17 protein-coding genes are annotated in these 18,050 nt (G+C 46.2%); 8 read left to right on the forward strand and 9 right to left on the reverse strand.

Annotated elements, in window-relative coordinates; genetic code table 11:
- Window positions 1–46: 46 nt before the first annotated feature.
- The 5 genes from DK187_RS12730 to DK187_RS12750 form a co-directional block, all read right to left on the reverse strand.
- Entirely contained in the window at window positions 47–400 is a 354-nt protein-coding gene (locus tag DK187_RS12730; RefSeq protein WP_111607729.1) for a HopJ type III effector protein, read from the reverse strand.
- 79 nt (window positions 401–479) lie between these two features.
- On the reverse strand, window positions 480–1,673 hold the full coding sequence (locus tag DK187_RS12735) for a Bcr/CflA family multidrug efflux MFS transporter (RefSeq protein WP_111607730.1): 1,194 nt from the start codon (window positions 1,671–1,673) through the stop codon (window positions 480–482).
- A gap of 259 nt (window positions 1,674–1,932) precedes the next feature.
- Window positions 1,933–3,447 (reverse strand): tripartite tricarboxylate transporter permease, encoded by a 1,515-nt coding sequence (locus DK187_RS12740; protein ID WP_111607731.1) that lies wholly within the window; start codon window positions 3,445–3,447, stop codon window positions 1,933–1,935.
- A 4-nt stretch (window positions 3,448–3,451) separates the two neighbouring features.
- A complete protein-coding gene (locus DK187_RS12745) occupies window positions 3,452–3,925 on the reverse strand; it encodes a tripartite tricarboxylate transporter TctB family protein (RefSeq protein ID WP_111607732.1) in 474 nt (157 codons plus the stop codon).
- Window positions 3,926–4,044: 119 nt separating this feature from the next.
- Window positions 4,045–5,028: a tripartite tricarboxylate transporter substrate binding protein gene (locus DK187_RS12750; RefSeq protein WP_111607733.1), complete on the reverse strand. Its 984-nt coding sequence runs from the start codon at window positions 5,026–5,028 to the stop codon at window positions 4,045–4,047.
- 183 nt (window positions 5,029–5,211) lie between these two features.
- Here DK187_RS12750 and DK187_RS12755 point away from each other — a divergent pair, with 183 nt between their 5' ends.
- The 4 genes from DK187_RS12755 to DK187_RS12770 all read left to right on the forward strand — a co-directional run bounded on the left by DK187_RS12755 (window position 5,212) and on the right by DK187_RS12770 (window position 9,999).
- The gene (locus DK187_RS12755) at window positions 5,212–6,864 is read left to right on the forward strand and encodes an ATP-binding protein (RefSeq protein ID WP_111607734.1); all 1,653 of its coding nucleotides are present in this window, start codon (window positions 5,212–5,214) and stop codon (window positions 6,862–6,864) included.
- 4 nt (window positions 6,865–6,868) lie between these two features.
- On the forward strand, window positions 6,869–7,561 hold the full coding sequence (locus DK187_RS12760) for a response regulator (RefSeq protein ID WP_111607735.1): 693 nt from the start codon (window positions 6,869–6,871) through the stop codon (window positions 7,559–7,561).
- Window positions 7,562–7,747: 186 nt separating this feature from the next.
- Window positions 7,748–9,634 carry an ABC transporter ATP-binding protein gene (locus DK187_RS12765; protein WP_111607736.1) on the forward strand — a complete coding sequence of 629 codons (1,887 nt, stop codon included), beginning with the start codon at window positions 7,748–7,750 and terminating at the stop codon, window positions 9,632–9,634.
- A gap of 35 nt (window positions 9,635–9,669) precedes the next feature.
- Window positions 9,670–9,999 carry a DMT family transporter gene (locus tag DK187_RS12770; RefSeq protein WP_111607737.1) on the forward strand — a complete coding sequence of 110 codons (330 nt, stop codon included), beginning with the start codon at window positions 9,670–9,672 and terminating at the stop codon, window positions 9,997–9,999.
- Window positions 10,000–10,128: 129 nt separating this feature from the next.
- On the opposite strand, the gene DK187_RS12775 is transcribed toward DK187_RS12770, so the two are convergent.
- The 4 genes from DK187_RS12775 to DK187_RS12790 all read right to left on the reverse strand — a co-directional run bounded on the left by DK187_RS12775 (window position 10,129) and on the right by DK187_RS12790 (window position 15,116).
- Window positions 10,129–10,995 (reverse strand): ABC transporter substrate-binding protein, encoded by an 867-nt coding sequence (locus tag DK187_RS12775; protein WP_111607738.1) that lies wholly within the window; start codon window positions 10,993–10,995, stop codon window positions 10,129–10,131.
- Window positions 10,996–11,128: 133 nt separating this feature from the next.
- Entirely contained in the window at window positions 11,129–12,886 is a 1,758-nt protein-coding gene (locus tag DK187_RS12780; protein ID WP_111607739.1) for an alpha-amylase family glycosyl hydrolase, read from the reverse strand.
- Between the two features lie 125 nt (window positions 12,887–13,011).
- Window positions 13,012–14,241, reverse strand: a complete 1,230-nt coding sequence (locus DK187_RS12785; RefSeq protein ID WP_111607740.1) for a glycosyltransferase family protein — start codon at window positions 14,239–14,241, stop codon at window positions 13,012–13,014.
- 53 nt (window positions 14,242–14,294) lie between these two features.
- Window positions 14,295–15,116 (reverse strand): HAD-IIB family hydrolase, encoded by an 822-nt coding sequence (locus tag DK187_RS12790; protein WP_111607741.1) that lies wholly within the window; start codon window positions 15,114–15,116, stop codon window positions 14,295–14,297.
- Between the two features lie 138 nt (window positions 15,117–15,254).
- Between DK187_RS12790 and DK187_RS12795 the strand changes: the two genes are divergently transcribed.
- From DK187_RS12795 to DK187_RS12810, 4 genes are all read left to right on the forward strand, one after another.
- Window positions 15,255–16,148: a DMT family transporter gene (locus DK187_RS12795; protein WP_188322902.1), complete on the forward strand. Its 894-nt coding sequence runs from the start codon at window positions 15,255–15,257 to the stop codon at window positions 16,146–16,148.
- Between the two features lie 604 nt (window positions 16,149–16,752).
- Window positions 16,753–17,031 (forward strand): hypothetical protein, encoded by a 279-nt coding sequence (locus tag DK187_RS12800; protein ID WP_111607742.1) that lies wholly within the window; start codon window positions 16,753–16,755, stop codon window positions 17,029–17,031.
- Window positions 17,032–17,164: 133 nt separating this feature from the next.
- A complete protein-coding gene (locus tag DK187_RS12805) occupies window positions 17,165–17,698 on the forward strand; it encodes a hypothetical protein (protein WP_111607743.1) in 534 nt (177 codons plus the stop codon).
- Between the two features lie 93 nt (window positions 17,699–17,791).
- Window positions 17,792–17,956, forward strand: a complete 165-nt coding sequence (locus tag DK187_RS12810) for a hypothetical protein (RefSeq protein ID WP_204355631.1) — start codon at window positions 17,792–17,794, stop codon at window positions 17,954–17,956.
- The last annotated feature ends 94 nt before the right edge of the window (window positions 17,957–18,050 follow it).

An 18,050-nucleotide genomic window follows, 5' to 3' on the forward strand; every position in this document is an offset into this window, starting at 1 on the left:
GATAAGTCGTTTTGGCCGGTTGCGAGGATGCTTCCGGCCTTTTTGTTTAAGCGCTTTTTTTCACCAAAGCTGGGGTTTCTAAGCGTATACCAGACCAGCCATTCTCAATAAACTGGCGAATGTTTTGGTGGTCGCTTCCTGCTGGATTATCTAAAACGTCTACTCGATAGAAGTCGCCAAATAAATGCAAGGTTTCCACTTCGTTAAGCTGATGGATCGATGCAAAGGAGAAAACTTTGCAAGAGCCGTTGTTTTCATTGATGCCGTTATTTTGTTTGCCGTTGCTGAAGGCCATCGGAGTGAAATCGTACTCTTGCTCAATCACTTCAATGACTTCTTTGAACTGAACTTGTTCCGGTGTGGCTTTGATTTTCTCAATGAGCGTTTGTGTGCTTAGCATTGGATCGTCCTATCTTGGTTTTTGGTAAAATGAAAGTGGCATTCAGCACCCTTGTACTCGTGATATGGAGTACTACTTGCTACTGTGTTGTGGTTGGTTTTGCATGCTTTACGGTTATTTTAAAGCAGATAAACGCAATAATACCGCACGTTGCTATTGTCCCTAGCATAGGCACAAAGGTGCCGTTATGAAGAATACTGACGACCGCGCCGCCCAATGCCCCCATTGCGAACCGTGATGTGCCTGCAAGAGCGGTGACGCTGCCATTGTGATTGCCTGCATGTTTCAACGCCCCAGCCATAAAGCCACTGCCTAAAATGCCCATCGGGCCCATGAATAACATACTGGATACTATAATAAGCCAAAGTGGAGGGTGGTTAAAAAAGCTAAGAGTGATCATGAGAGCAGAGGCGGCTAGCGGTACGTAAATAGCGTATTTAGACAAGACTTCGGTGCCCAGCTTCTCTACATAACGACCGTTAATGGTGGACGCAAGCATCATGGAAATCACGTTCAGACCGACTAAAAAACCAAAGTGAGCTGGGTCAACCGCATAAATTTCAATATAAACAAAAGAACAACCAGTGATAAAACTCATCATGCCAGCAAAATAAAAAGCGGAAGCGACTATGTAACCCATAACAGAACGATTTTTCAGCAATATTATATAATTGCGAATGGCGTTGCCGAATGAGAAAGGTGATCGTTTTGCCTTAGGCAGTGTTTCTGGAATAGTGCGCAAGAATAGTGCGATGGCAATGATGGCTAAAACGCCCAACAGGACAAAAATATAATGCCAACTTAATACCGTCAGGATAGCACCACCGATAATGGGCGCGGCCAAAGGGGCCAACGCCATGACCAACATGATCATCGACATGGCTTTGGCAAACTGATTAATCGACAGGCCATCTTTCACCAACGCCGGAACGCACACCGCTACCGCTGCGCCACCAAAGGCCTGAATGGCTCGTCCGACCAATAGCATTTCATAGCTTTGCGCCAGTGCGCAGAGAAAACTGCCTACGGCAAAAACGGCTAATCCACCCACCACAACCTTACGACGGCCAATCGCATCAGAAATAGGACCAAACAAAATCTGCATAAACGCAAACACCAGTAAGTAGATACTGAGTGTCATCTGAACGAGACCGATCTCCGTGTTTAAGCTTTTTGAAATCGTCGGAATACTGGGTAAATACGCATCAATGGCCAAGGGCGTTAGTCCAGACAAAAGACCAAGTACAAGAATAATTGGGAAGGTGAGTTTCATAGGGTGACTCAATATAGGTTGGTCGCTAATCGACAGAGGGCATAGCCAATAACATAACGGGCTAAATTATAATCGGTTTAGGCACAATGGAGCAGGCTAATTGTGCAATCAATAAGTAAAGCTGGGTGATCATAAGGGAAGAGGGGTTGTCTGATAGGTTTGGTCAAATAAAAAAAGAGACAACCCAATGACGGAATTGTCTCCAAATAATACCCTATCTAATAACATCTATTGCAGTATCGTGTCACACACGACTATTTCATGACGCTGCGGTTTTGTTTCTTTTGCCTAGCAATTTGCTAATCAATGGCATAAGCAACAATATTACTGCAATGATCATGATGGTTAACGTTAGCGGACGCTCCCAAAGGAAAGACAAACTGCCATCCGACAATACCATGGAACGGCTGAGGTTTTGTTCCATAATGTCACCAAGAATGTAGCCCAACAGCATCGGCGCCATAGGGAAGTCCAACATCTTAAGAAAGATCGCAATGACAGTAATGAACACCATCATCTGAATATCAAACGTATTGAAGCTGACCAAATACACGCCCGTGACTGAGAAGAACAAAATCAGCGGAATCAGTATGGGACGAGGAATGGCTAACAAACGTGAAATATAGGGAATCAAGGGTAGATTCAAAATCAACAGTACTAAGTTACCAAAGTACATTGAAATGATCACCGACCAAAATACATCAGGATTGTCGACAAACAAACGTGGACCAGGTTGCACACCAGCGGCAATCAGTGCGCCCAGCATGATGGCGGTGGTACCTGACCCTGGAATCCCCAAGGTTAAAAGCGGTACAAAAGACCCTGTAGACGCCGCATTGTTAGCCGTTTCAGGAGCGGCAAGACCACGCAATGAACCTTTACCAAATTTAAGTTTTTCTTTTGCCGAAGCAAAGTTACGCTCCATGCCGTAGGCCAAGAAGGACGCGATGGTAGCCCCTGCACCTGGCAAGACACCAATGATAAAACCAAATACAGAAGAACGTGCAACCGTAGGCGCCACTTCTTTTACTTCTTCTTTGCTAAGCTTCATGCTGCCCAATGCGGCCATGTTGATTTCAGGGTCTTTTTCAAGATGCTGTCCCTTCATGACGGACATGATGACTTCGGTTAGCGCAAACGTCGCCATCGCCAATAACAGGAAGCTAACGCCATCTAGCAAATCGAGACTGCCAAAGGTAAAGCGTGGTACGCCTGTCATGACATCGGCGCCCATCGTAGCAATCATCAGACCAAAAACCGTCATGATCATGGCTTTAATGACTTGTCCCTTACCAGAAAACGCTGCCACCGCAGTGAGGCCCAGTACCATCAAGGCAAAATAGTCACCAGACTGAAAGCTTAATGAAACGGTCGCCAGCGCGGGCGCCGCAAACAATAAGATAATCGCGCCCACTGTACCGCCAGTAAAGGAGCAATAAGCCGCTAAGGCTAGTGCTTTACCGGCTTGGCCGCGTTGCGCGATAGGATAACCATCAAACGAGGTCACCACGGTACTAGAACAGCCCGGCGCATTAATCAAAATAGAAGAGGTGGAGCCACCAAATACTGCGCCATAATAGACGCCGGCCATTAAAATAATGCCAGAAGAAGGGTCGAGGCCGTAAGTGATAGGAATCATCAAGGCCACTGCCGATATTGGCCCAAGGCCTGGCAGCATACCGATGAAGGTACCCGCAAAACAACCCACGACAACCATCATGATGTTGAAAGGCATGATCGCGGTGCTAAGACCAACAAATATTCCGTCTAACATGTTCTTAACCTCCAAACAGCATGGTTATTAAGCGCCCAGGAGCAAGATAAATATCCAGCAGTTGGGACAGAGAGAACCAAATAAAGACGCTAAAAGGAAGCGAGGCGATGATCAGCATTTTCCAGCGACGTTCTCCTAACACCCAATAGCCACCAATGAGAAATAACATGGTAGAAAGCAAAAATCCGACCCACTCTAATGCCAAACCAAACAGTATCACCAGTACTAAGAGCTTAATCACAATACCGAAATCATAGCCTTGCAAAGAAAGGCGCTCGCCACCATTTTTACTGGCATTGACGATGAGGGCGATGGATAAGATTCCGCCCATAAAAGCCAGTACAGTCGGCAAGGTTTGTGCGTTGAAGGGTTCGTATTCATCACCTGGCAACATAGGTATGTCGCCTGTGTAGTAGCCATAAGCGGCGGAAAGGCACAGGAACGCCAAACCACCAATATGATCTTTCGTAATCACCATAGGGTTCACCTTTGACGGTACAAATGCCGTCCATCTCATAATAAAAGGGTAGGATAAGAAAGAGCTTCAAGGGCATGGATTGCCGTTGAAGCTCTAAGAGCGTTGGGGTACCAGTGCCGTTATCTTAAGAAGCCTAGCTCACGCATCAGGTCACCAATCACGGTTTCTTGATTTTCTAAGAAGGCAACAAAGTCTGCACGAGGTTTGAATACTTCTGTCCAACCGTTGCGGTCACGAACGACTTCCCATTCGGCTGTGTCGTACATTTTAGACAGTACATTCGCGTATTCATCGGCTTCAGCATCGGATAGCGTTGGTGCGCCGAAGAAGCCGCGCCAGTTTAGAAAACTGGCGTCATAGCCTAGTTCTTTTAGTGTAGGTACATCCGGTGCCGTAGCTGAGCGTTCATCCCCAGTAATGGCTAGGATGCGCACTTCACCCGCATTGGCTAACACCAAGGCTTCACTGAAACCAGTCGACAATATGTTGGCTTCACCAGACAAAATACCCGCCATAGCGGTACCACCGGCATCATAAGCCACGTATTTTAGACGACGAGCATCACCACCCGCGGCTTTGAATGCCATGGCGGCAACTAGGTGATCCATGCTGCCACGGGCTGAACCGCCAGCGATTGAGACCGAGCGAGGGTCATTGTTAAAATCGCTTACTACTTCGGTAAACGTCATGTATTTTGAGCTGGTAGGTACGACAAAAGCACCATAGTCACCGACCACGGCGGCAATGGGTTTTAAGTCACGGAAAGATTGTGGAAACACTTTAGACAAAGAGCTAATAACAATAGGCGTAGAGTTCACCATCAAGGTGCCATGGCTCTGATCGGCTTTTTCAATGAGGTTTGCGATGGCTTTGCCGCCGCCGCCACCCGATAGGTTTTCAAAAGACGCTCTTTCTATTAAGCCTGACTTAGTCAGTGCTTCACCGACACCGCGGGCGGTACTGTCCCAGCCACCGCCTGCGCCGCCTGGAACCAAGAAATGAATTTGATCGTTCGCGGCTTGTGCCATGCCTGCAGTCAATGTAGAGGCGAAAGCGGCTGCCAATAGAGTTGAACGTTGACGAGTAAGAAATCGAGATAACATAGAAGTATCCTCAGTTGTTTTTATATTTTTAGTGATTTCTTTACTATATTCGGACATTTTGTTTTTAAAAATATATTGCACTTAAAGGCTATATCATCCTTTAAAATCATTTTGTGCATTTTGTTCACAGGCGAATTGATCCGATCTTCGGTACCATAGAATAAAAAAAGAGCCACACATCCTATGACAAACCCTTTACGTAACCTTAAACTCAAGACTCGCATGACCTTAGTTTTGGGGCTGATGGCCCTATTGCAAACGGGCTTTTTAGGCCTATTTGCTCTTAATCATCTTAATGAGTCGCTGGAAGAGCAGGTGGCGGAACGTGCGCTGCAGGTTGCTAAAACCATTGCTGTCATGCCAGAAATTATTGCCGCGGTTAAGGCGTCGGATACCGCATTTTTACAGCCTTTAAGTTTACAGCTGGCAGAGGTGACCCACGCCCGTTTTGTGGTTATTGGCGATAAACATGGCCTACGCTTATCTCATCCTACCCCAGAGCGAATCGGCAAACCGATGAACGATGATGATGAAGATGGCGTGGGCGGTGAGTACAACAATCCCGCCTTATTGGATGGCAAAGCGTATGTGCAAAAAGCCACCGGGAGCTTAGGTGTTTCCATCCGAGGCAAAACGCCCATTGTTGATCAAGGTGGTGACATTGTTGGCATTGTTTCGGTTGGCTTTATTTTAGATACGGTAGAAAGCATTCTGGCGCGTTATCGCACTACCTTGTTAATCGCGATTTTATCGGCTTTTATGCTCAGTGTGTTGATTGCACTCTGGTTTGCCCGTCATTTTAAGAAAGCCATTTTTGGGCTTGAACCCGAGCAAATAGGGCTGTTGTTTGAAGAGCGTAATGCCACCTTAGAGTCGATTCGTGAGGGTATTATTGCGATTAACGCAGAAGGGGTTATTACGACCTTTAACCGTGCGGCGTTAAACACCTTGAATTTGTCAAACAAGGACGGTTTGTTGGGGCAGCCTATTCAAAAAGTACTGCCTGATAGTCAGATGATCAGCGTACTGGAAAACGGACAGCCGCAATTCGATCAAGAAGTGTGGTTGGGGGAGGCGTGTTTTATTACAAACCGCCTGCCAGTGCGTCAAGATGATCGCATTATTGGTGTGGTGTCCAGTTTTCGACCAAAAGATGAGCTGGACATGGTCAGTCGCAAGCTGACGCGTATTCGCCAGTATGCGGATAGTTTGCGCAGCCAAACCCATGAGTATTCCAATAAATTGCACACCATTGCGGGTTTAATCCAAATCGGCGCCGCTAAAGAAGCGTTGGCTTTGATCGGTCAGGAAACGGAGAATCATCAAGCGTTAATTGATCTGCTGGTGGCGGCCATTCCTGATCCTGTATTAGCCGGGTGTCTATTGGGCAAATACAACCGAGCGCGTGAACTTGGTTTGCGTCTCATCATCGACTCAGAAAGCCATATGACGGATATTCCTGCACACATTCCCCGTGAGTTATTAGTCAGTGTGATTGGAAATCTATTAGACAATGCGTTTGAAGCCACACTGTCTCATACGGGGGCCGGAGGTGAGGTCAGCTTGACCATGACAGACTTAGGCAACGATCTGATTTTTGAGATAGAAGACCAAGGAGCTGGTATTCCGCTTGAAGAGCAGGCACGTATTTTTGAACGTGGTGTCTCCACAAAGGGAGAGCCAAATCGAGGCATCGGCCTACACTTGGTGAATCAACTGCTGACACGCATGGGGGCGACCATTATTATTGAGCCAGCCGATTTATGCGGCAGTCGCTTTACTGTTTATATCCCCAAAAAGAAACCTTCTATTGATCCGAAATCGACTCAGGAGTGACGTTATGAGTACCAATATACGTGTCGTAATTGCCGAAGATGATTTGCAGATTGCGGAAATTCAGAAACGCTTTTTAGAGCGCATAGAGGGCTTCGAATTGGTTGGTTTGGCTCATGGTCTTGAAGAGGCTCGAGATCTAGTCGACATATTAAAACCTGAGCTTTTGCTTTTAGATGTTCAGTTTCCCAAAGGCAATGGGCTGGAATTGCTGCGCGATCTTCGCGCTAATCACTGTGCGACGGATGTGATTTTGATTACCGCTGCGCGCGAGATTGATACCCTTCGAGCGGCTTTGCATGGCGGTATATTTGATTATATTTTAAAGCCCTTAGTATTCGAGCGACTCAAAGAAGCCCTTGCGAATTATGCGCTGCATCTGGAAAAACTTCATGGGATGAGCACTCTGGTGCAAACCGAGGTAGACCGTTTGCTGCCACGAGGTCAACACCCTTCCTCGGCGCCAGTGGCTTCGCCATTACCAAAAGGCGTCGATGCGCTTACCTTAGCCAAGGTTATTGAGGTGATTCATGAGACAAATACGCCTCTTAATGCCGAGGAAGTGGGCAAACAAATCAACGCCAGTCGAACCACTGCAAGACGCTATTTAGAGCACTTGGTGAGCCGTGGGGAGCTGACCGCAGAAGTCAGTTACGGCACGGTTGGTCGCCCAGAAAGGCGCTATCAAAAAATAAGATAACTGTCAGGCTCAGTCTAAACAGGTATAATGAAAAGGATTATCTTTTCTGGTTTTATATAATGGAACGTGGTTCAATTTCGTCTCTATTTCACCTCGATAATCACATTGCTTTTATGTCCCGCCAAGCACTTTTTTATAAGGTGCTGCTTTTTTGTCGGCCAAAGTTAGGTTTACTAAGGAATATCCATGTTACGTTTTTTTGAAAAGTGGGTGTCTGCTTACCCAGACACAGATGCGATAAAAGCGCCTAAAACCTTATTTGCGTTCTGCCGCTACTACTCAAAAGGAGTAGAGATTCCGCTTTTGATTATGTCGTTATTAACCGCGACTATTGCCATTTTAGAAGTGACCTTGTTCAGCTTTATGGGGCAATTGGTGGACTGGTTGATCAACAAAGATCCAGAGACCTTTTTTGCCGAAGAGGGTACGCATTTATTGTGGATGTCCTTGATGATTTTAGTGGTGATGCCGTTAGTGGCTTTTTTGCACTCGACCATTATTCATCAAACCTTATTGGGTAATTACCCAATGCGTATTCGTTGGTTGTCGCACCATTATATTTTGCGTCAAAGCATGTCTTTCTTTCAGGACGAATTTGCTGGGCGTATCTCCACTAAGGTGATGCAAACCTCCCTTGCGGTTCGTGAAACCGTGATGAAGTTGTTGGATGTCTTGGTTTACATTGGGGTCTATTTCATCTCCATGGTGGTGTTGATCGCGAAGGCCGATTACCGCCTGATGATTCCCATGTTGGGATGGTTAGTCTGTTATGTGCTGTTGCAACTGTATTTTGTGCCTAAGCTGAAAAAGGTTTCTGCCGAGCAGGCGGATGCTCGTTCTACCATGACAGGGCGAGTGGTAGACAGCTACAGTAATATTTCGACGGTAAAACTGTTTTCTCATCACCAACGTGAAGCAGACTATGCCAAAGAAGGCATGGATGGTTTTTTACAAACGGTTTATAAGCAAATGCGCTTGGTTACCATGCTCAGCGTAGGCGTGCAAACCTGTAACTATGTGTTGGCATTTTCCGTGGCGGCGTTGTCTATTTGGTTGTGGACGGGCAGCATTATCAGTGTTGGCGCGATTGCCATTGCGGTCAGTTTAGCACTGAGATTGAATGGTATGTCGCAATGGATTATGTGGGAAATCAGTGCCCTGTTTGAAAACATCGGCATGGTTAACGACGGCATGAAAACCTTGTCTCGAGCCATTGAGATAGAGGACAAGCCCAACGCGCCGGCTTTATCTGTGCCAAACGGTATGATTGAGTACGATGCGGTGAATTTTCATTATGGCAAACAAGATAGCAAGGTCATTGAAAACCTGAAATTGTCTATTAAAGCAGGTGAAAAGGTTGGTCTTGTAGGGCGCTCTGGTGCGGGTAAATCGACCATTGTGAACTTGTTAATGCGCTTTCATGACATCGAATCCGGTCAAATTCGCATTGACGGGCAAGACATCAGTGCGGTTAAGCAAGACTCTTTGCGAGCGCAAATTGGTATGGTGACGCAAGATACTTCCTTGTTGCACAGAACGGTGCGGGAAAATCTACTGTATGGTCGTCCCGATGCCACCGAAGAAGAGATGATTGCGGCAGCGAAAAAAGCCGAAGCTCACGAGTTCATTCAGGAGCTAACCGACCCGTTTGGTAATTCTGGCTACGATGCCATGGTAGGCGAGCGTGGGATCAAGTTGTCTGGTGGTCAGCGTCAGCGTATTGCCATTGCTCGTGTCTTGCTAAAAGACGCGCCTTTGTTGATTTTAGACGAAGCGACGTCGGCATTGGATTCGGAAGTGGAAGCCGCTATTCAGGACAGTTTGTACAAATTGATGCAGGGCAAAACGGTTATCGCCATTGCTCATCGCTTGTCGACTATTGCGGCCATGGATCGTTTGATTGTGTTGGACAAAGGCAACATTGTAGAACAGGGCAGTCATGAAGAGTTGATTCAGCATGCGGGGATTTACGCGTCACTGTGGGCGCATCAGACCGGCGGCTTCTTAGCAGAGGATATTGATTTAGACGAGGTTGATCTGGATGCGATTAAGCAAGAAGAGCCAATCAAATAACCGTATTCGTTGAAAATCTAAGGCAGAGAAAGATCATGACGTATTTAATTTTGTTTCTGGCGATATTGGCGGAAGTCATTGCCACCACGGCGTTAAAGGCGTCTGATTCTTTTACTAAATTGGGCCCTAGTATCGTGCTGGTTGTTGGTTATGGTGTGTCCTTTTATCTGTTAACCATTGTGATGCGCTCTATGCCCACGGGCGTGACGTACGCGATTTGGTCCGGTTTAGGGATTGTGTTGATTTCGGTATTTGGTTATTTGTTTAATCATGAAAAACTCGACTTGGCGGCTTGCCTTGGCATGTCCCTGATTGTCGCTGGTGTGGTAGTGATTAATGTCTTCTCTAAAACGGTAAGCCATTAAAATACAGCCAAGCCGTTGCTGTGTTTATAAAGACAATCGTGCACGGCAAGTAGGAAAGCAAAAAAATCCCTCGTTGATCTTGGTCAGCGAGGGATTTTTTTACATCTTTTGAGGCGGTTAAACGCGTAATTACAATGCGTCAGTGATTTCTTTGATTTGCATGTTAAGGCTTTGCAAGCCATTGCCTGACAAGTACCAAAGTTTAGGTGATAAATACGCGACCTTGATGGATTGACCACCTTGAGCGGCTAAATCGGCTTTGAGCTTTTCAATATCGAGTGCCTCTTTTGTGTTGCCAATGGCGGCACTGCGATCAATGATGAATAAAGTGGTGGGTGTCATCTCCGCCATGTCCTTTATGGTAAGCGAGGTAAAGGTTCGAGTGCCACGTTGTTGAGGCTTCACATGGTCAGGAAGAGGGGACGTTGCTAAACCCAATAGCTGGGTTGCAATGGGTTCATCGCGTAATCCAAAAGAACCATTGTTATGGGTAACAAACAGAACAGTGGGGGCCCCTTCTATCGCCATTTTGCTGGTTTCTATGTTTGTGTTCAACGCAGTAAGGGCCGTGTCTGCTGAGGCTTTAGCATCAAATAAAGCAGCCAGTGAGGTCACGTTGTTATGCAAGCTTTGCCAGTAATCATCACCAGAAGCGTCAACTTGTTTCACCGTACTAACGGCTTCCAGTTCGGCTTTGCTGGCGGCTTGGCGACCGGTGATCACAACAATATCTGGGTTTAAGGCTTTTAGGGTCTCAATGTCTGGCGTCTTTAAGCCACCAACATCGGTATAACGTGCGTCTTTAAATTGCGTTAAATAATCCGGCAGCGTTTGTTTCGGGATGCCAACCACATGAGCCTCTAATCCAAGCGCCGCCATGGTGTCTAAGCTGCCAAGATCGAAGATGGCTGCCGTTGGTGAAGACGTTGCGGCTGTGCTGAGTTGGCTGAAAGCAACCAAGGTGCCAACGGCGAGTATTTTCCGTAAATTCATCATGTTCACAATTACCTATGTCCTGAAATAAAAATAACCATTATCAACTTTTGATAATGGTTATCATTGTCTCATTTTTAGCGGTGAGTTTCTTGACCATAAGTTGGCACGATGTGTTGCTCAATGTGAAACAAAATTAATTGTCTTTGATTTTTCCCTTTTTATTGGCAAGCCACACGAATTGGTAAGGCATGAGTGTCACCTTGCCTAGATGATCTTCGTATACTTGTTCTGAGACGAGATCTGTCCAATCATCGGTGGCAATAAGATTGAGTTCAGACAAATTAAAGCTTTGCGGCTGATCCGTCATGTTATACACGGCAAACAGGCTTTGTCTTCGGTCTAAACTTTGGCGCCAGAAGGCGAATAGATTTTCTCCCATATGCAATACATATTGAGTGGCATTGGGGTGAAAAGCCGGTTGAGCACGGCGAATTTTGGTTAATTTAGTGACACTCTGGAAGACTTTTTGATGATGCGTTGGCGTGTTTAAAACGTGTTCTAAATCTTCCATATCCCAAATATGTCGATTAATAGAGCGGAATTGACCGGTATTATCGACACGCTCTACATCGTTTTCGGTACCAAACAAGCTATGAATGTAAAAAGCGGGTACGCCTTCTAGCGCCATCATCACACCGGCGGCACACAGGAAACGCGCAAACTGCCATTGATCTGGTCCTTGTTGTGCTGAACCTGACAACGCGTTCCATAGGCTGATATTAATTTCATAGGGCTTGGCCTCTCCTTGCGGTGTGGTGCGAGAGCTGATTTTGCCACCAAAACGCTTCATGGTATTGATCAGCGTTTCTAGTTCCCATTCAGTCAGTAAGCCTTCTGTGGGGCGCAGGCCGATACCGTCGTGGGAAGCAATAAAGTTGAGGTACGTGGTACCTTGTTGTGCTGGAGTCATGCTCATTAGCCATTGTTTTAAATGGCGGCAATTGCCTGTCACCAAGCTATTGATTAACAGCGGAGGTAAAGAAAAGTTGTAGATCAAATGGGCTTCATTGGCGTTGCCGAAGTAGGTTAAGTTTTCCTGATTCGGTATGTTGGTTTCGGTGATGATCACGGCTTCTGGTGCATAATGTTCAATCAGTAAGCGCAACAGACGAATCATTTCGTGAGTCTGTGGTAAGTTGATGCAGCTGGTACCGGGAATCTTCCATAAGAAAGCCACTGCGTCTAAACGAAACCAACGGATGCCTTTCTCCAGATACAGATGAATAATGCGCAAAAACTCCAGCAGGACATCGGGGTTTTCGAAGTTCAAATCAATTTGGTCATGACTAAAAGTACACCAAACGTATTTGGTGCCATTTTTGGTTTGCACTTCCCGCAGCAGTGGCGAAGTTCTGGGTCGAACAACGGCACTTAAGTCCGCATTCGGGTCGGCCTCATAAAAAAAGCGTGAGCCGGGATCGACCCCCGCTTTGTAATTTTCAAACCACATGCTTCGGCTGGAGCAATGGTTAATCACCAGATCCCCCATGACCTTAAAGTCTTTTGATAAATTGACAATGTGAGCCCAGCGTCCACAGGATGGGTTAACGGTGGTGTAATCCATCACGCTAAAACCATCGTCTGAGCTGTAGGGGAAAAAGGGCAATAAATGCACCGCAGAAATACAATCCGATAAGGTGCTTTTCACGAACTGGTGCAGTGTTTCCAATGGTGCTTCTTCTTTTCTTCGTAAGGTATCCGCATAGGTAATCAGCATGATGTCTGACTGATCCCACAGGTTTCTATGGGGACGAGGGGATTCCGTCGCAGGATCGAGCTGAAAGGTGGTTAGGCATTTCTGAGCAAGCTCTTTGTGATCTAAGTTCGGGTAAATGACGTGTAAATGAGCAATGATTCGCTGCTCTAAGGGCGATAAAGGCGCATTTTCCATGGTTACCTACTTATGTCTTGTTGAGTGAAAACCACGTAAAGACGTCGACAAGGACGACGCTTTACGTTGACAGGGCGAATTCTGTTTAGGGCCACCGTTTTGCGGGTGGCTATTTTTACGCTGTGTTATTTTTTCGGTCCGTATTGAGCCATATCCAATTCAACCGCTTGGGCGAGTTGGCTCATCACACCTGGGAAAGCGCTGACGACACGGTTCCAGCTTGGAATAAAGGGCGTTTCCATTGGGTTGTCTAGATATTGGTTGCCCGCTTTCATGATGTTACTGGCAAACAATTCAACCGCTTGTTCTTCGGTATGAACATCTAATTTTAGACCATTTATTTCCGCATCGTTTTTGTAGGTTTCAATGAAATCCAGTGCAACGCGATAATAGGTGGCCTTAATGGTACGGAAGGTTTCTTGATTGAAAATAGTGCCATTGGTCGCGAGTTTTCTAAAAATCGCTTTGGTAATGTCGATGGACATTTTTGACAAACCGCCATCGTCATTGTCGGCCGATAGGTCTTGGTGTTTATGATCGTAAATGTCGGCAATATCGACCTGACACAAACGGTTGGTCGAGTAGTTGCGGTACATTTCACTGAGTACGCCAATTTCAAGCCCCCAATCACTCGGAATACGAAGGTCTGTCATCACATCACGACGGAACGAAAACTCCCCCGCTAATGGATAACGGTAGCTGTCTAAGTAATCCAGATAATCTAAATGACCGAAGACTTTTTTGAGGGAGCACAGCAGCGGTGTAACCAGTAAACGGCTGACGCGGCCGTTCATCTTGCCATTGGCGGCACGAGCATAAAAACCCTTACAGAATTCGTAGTTAAAATTCGGATTGGCAACGGGGTAAATCAGTCGCGCCAGCAGCTCTCTGTCGTAAGTGACAATATCACAGTCGTGCATGGCGATGGATTCGGCTTTGCCAGCCGCTAGGTTGTACCCCATGCAAAACCAAACATTGCGACCTTTGCCTGGATCCGAAGGTGAAAGGTGTTCGCCCTTTAAGACGTTATCGATTTCTCGTAAACGTGGGCCATCGTTCCATAGCACCTTGACGTTTTGTGGTAACACACTGAAAAACTCAAGCGCATGTCGGTATTGTTCTTCCGTAGCACGGTCCAATCCGATCACGATTTCAGACAAATAAGGTACTTGCTGTAAATGCTTGAGAATATTCGGCATGGCGTCTGTTTCCAGCTCGGAATACAGACAAGGCAGGATAAGTGACATGGGCCGCGTTTTTGCGAACTCACACAGTTCTTTTTCCATTTCTTCTAACGGGCGGTGTGCCAGATTGTGAAGTGTGGTGATGATACCGTTTTGATGAAAATCGCCCATGTTATTTCTCCTAGTTTCAAAATGACTATTGGTATTATTTTTTGTGTCTGGATCTACAAAATACCTTGCTTGGTTAACGCTAAATTAATGGCTTGCGCCCATCCTTCAGGACCGTAGGCATCGCTCAACCACGCATCGCTGCGGTTAGGAATTTCTGGCGGAGCATGCACGGGCGAGCGAATCACCACAGGAATATCGGCTTTACTCAACATGCCGACATCGTTCTCGCCATCGCCTAGCGCCATGGTTGTAATCTCTTCATCGCTTTGCTCGGCGTATACCGCTTTTAGCCATAACATGGCGTTGGCTTTGTCGCAGTTTTTTCCCATTAAATGCGCAAAACGGCCACCTTTTTGCACTTGAACATCAAACTTGGCAAGATCGTCACGGAAAATGCGCAATGCAAGATTGGAATCTGTCCACACCATCGGCTCAGTAAACTCGCGCTGCATGGCGAGTTTGGCGTTGGTTTCGTTTAATCCGGTCAGAGCAACCAGCTCTTGCCACGTCATGTCACTAAAGCGTTTAAAGGTGTATTGATCTTGTTTATCGTTCGTCAACGCGATGAGCTCGGCGCGCTTTGGCCCAAATGACTTGCGCCAGTACTCGCCACAATCTTCTAACGTCTCGTTCACCGTGAGCGTTAAATGCTTCGGGATGTATACGGCAGACCCGTTTTCTACGATAAATGGGTCTTGGTGATTGAGTGCTTTTCTCAGCGCTACAAGCTCCATAAACGTCTTGCTGGTATTGATCACACAGGGAATAGAAAAGGTCTTTAAAGACTGCATAGCCGCTTGCGCCGGCTGAAAGCTGTAGGTGTGATGATCGAGTAAGGTGCCATCCAAATCGGTAAAAATTAAAAGCGTTGTCATATCGATTCCTTCTTGGGTCCATCAAAATACCACTGGTGGACGTTAGTCATAGTCTTGCAAATCTGGTGCCAGTGCGTAACAGTGGCGCTTTACTTACGAGGTACATGCCCAAGACTAACTGGGCTAATAAACAACTATATGACAACTTTGCTACGGTTATGTGTCTTGGTGATTCTGGCTTTGTTGGCCTTCGCAGCCAACTCGGTATTGTGCCGTCTTGCGCTCAACGGCGGTCTGATTGATCCGACGCAATTCACCGCTTGGCGCCTGCTGAGTGGCGCTGTGACCTTGGTCTTACTCTGTGTCTTGTCGTCGCTAACAAAGCCGCGTGGTGATTTGAAAACCGCCTGGCTAGAGGGTAGTTGGTTATCGGCGCTTGCGTTGTTTATTTACGCGTTAGGGTTTTCTTATGCCTACGTTACTTTATCGACTGGAATGGGCGCTTTGATCCTCTTTGGTGCCGTGCAACTGACTTTGATCTCATTGGCTGTCAGGGCAGGGCAACAGCTGGTTTGGTTAGAATGGTTAGGGCTAACGATCGCCTTTGGCGGCTTTGTTTATTTGGTGCTTCCGACCTTGTCGTCACCTTCTGTATTGGGCTTTGTCTTAATGACGTTAGCGGGCATGGCATGGGGTGTGTACACATGGCGAGGCAAGGTATCAACTAAGCCGCTGCTTACCACCACGTCAAACTTTGTTCGAACCCTTCCTATGTTGCTGATTACCTTGCTGATTGTGTATATCAGCACTGAACCTGCGCCAAGCGCCCAGCTTAAAGGCATTATCCTCGCTATTACATCGGGCGCGATCATGTCCGGACTCGGCTACGCCATCTGGTACGCTGTGTTGCCTTATCTTAGTGCTTCGGCCGCTGCGGTCTTACAGCTGTTAGTCCCCATCATCGCCACCATCGGCGGCATCATCTTCGCCAATGAATCCATCACCTTACACCTCATCATCGCCACATCAAGCGTCCTAGGCGGCGTGTTATTAGTCATCCTTGCCAGAAACAGAATACGTAGAAACGCCTAGTTTTGGTGCGTTTTTTCTGCGGCGCGCCATAATCGATAGGTTGATCGATTAAAAATTGGTCGTTGTTTGTCTGATAATGTATTTATTCTCTCCCCTTATGTCTTCCAAGGGGAGGGCGAGGGAGGGGTTTTTACATCAATCAACAAAATGCCTTGCATTCCAAGCCACCCTGTAGGGCAGATGAGCGCAGCGTGATCTGCCGCGAAAGCGAAGCTTTCTTTTAGATGTAGATCACTATTTTATCTGAGAGTAAGGTGACAAAGCGGCTTCGCATTATGCTGCCATGGGACAATGGCAGTCAGCGTTAGCACACGGTGAGATCAGAGTATAAAAACAGATCAGCTCATAAGGTCTAAGGGAATCGCTTGTCTCGCGGGTTAAAACGCGCTACAAAAGGGCAAATAAAGAACCAGCATATCGGTGATCAAAGACAATCTGAAGCCGCAGAGTCCAAACAGACGTTGGTATTTAGCGAGTTATATAACAGGGAAGTCATATCATGAAAAAAGCACATCCCTTATATAGACGTAGCCTTTCAACCGTGGGTTATAGCCACAGCTACGCTGCTGTATAACCCTTAATTATTATGTATATGGAGATCTAAGTGAATAAGAAGGAAGCCGAAGAGCTAAGTGTTCTACTAATGCAAGTTTCAGGAAAGCTTGACCAAAGCGTACGTTTCGTTATGGATAAGGATACAAAAGAAAATTTTGAATCTTATAGATCAAATGTAGGGAAAGTTATGGGAGAGATTTTCTTAGAGATGCTACAGCCTTTATGGGCGCGTTATCCTGAGCTTAAGCCAAAAGAAATGGATGGAATCTACGAGGTAAATCCTCAAATACACGAACCACACTTTTATAAGCCAGATGAAAATACGTGACAAGCACAGGAAAGTAGCATTAATTTTCATCTGACCCTAAATTACAATGAAGCTCACTGAGTTGTTGATTTACAAGGCGCTCCTAAATTTCCGCAGAGCGCGGAGTCATGTGTATTTCTAGTTGAGAGGTCAAATGGAATCGGTTCAAGTAGCGTTAAACCCTTTGGATTGGTCTGGTGTTTCAGCAATCACATCAATATTGATGCTTTTTATAAACATTTTCTTACTTGTGTCAATAATTTTTGCTTACCGCACAATTAAGGAAGAGGTAAAGAACAGAGACAGTAGCTTGTTACTTTGGGCAATGGACGAGATTTCTAAAATTAAGCCAGATCTATCATTGATTCATAATGCGGGTGACTATGCTATCGGTGAATTAGGGAGTGAAGATCATGCGGTTGCTTGGCCTCAAGAAACAGTTGACGCAGCATATCGCGTCAGTATTGTCATGCAACGGCTGTCTTATATGGCCATGTCAGGGCTTATTAGTAAAGAGCATTTTGCGAAAATGTGGGGGCCCGCTTTTGTGAAAGCGTGGGATTCACTAGAGTCTTATATTCATCACAAACGTTTCCTAAATGGTGAGCCTTTGACTCTCGCAGAGGGGGCCTATAGCAGAAATGACTTCGAGAAATATGCTCTGTATTGTCGGGAGCTAAACACATAACAAGGCTAGGCACAGTGACGCCTACTGCATTGCGGCTTCATCTCCATTCCGAAGTGGCGCTTGATGTGGGTGTTACTTTCATGGGAGAAGCCAATGAATAAGGCAGTTACAGACCGCTTCGCTGAATATCCAGAAGACGTTCGTATTCGATTAGAGGAATTACGAAGTTTGGTTCTTCTCGTCGCTTCTGACTTGGCGTTGGGCGAAGTGGAAGAATCGTTAAAATGGGGCGAGCCAAGTTATAGCGTTAAAACGTAAGCGATCTTATATTAGCCCTCTAAAACTATACAGTCAGTTCTGCTAATCTAGCTTGCTTTCGGCATGTTCCAGGGCAACAGCGCTTCGATTTTTT

The sequence above is a fragment of the Marinomonas arctica genome, assembly GCF_003259225.1.
GTDB classification, from domain to species: domain Bacteria; phylum Pseudomonadota; class Gammaproteobacteria; order Pseudomonadales; family Marinomonadaceae; genus Marinomonas; species Marinomonas arctica.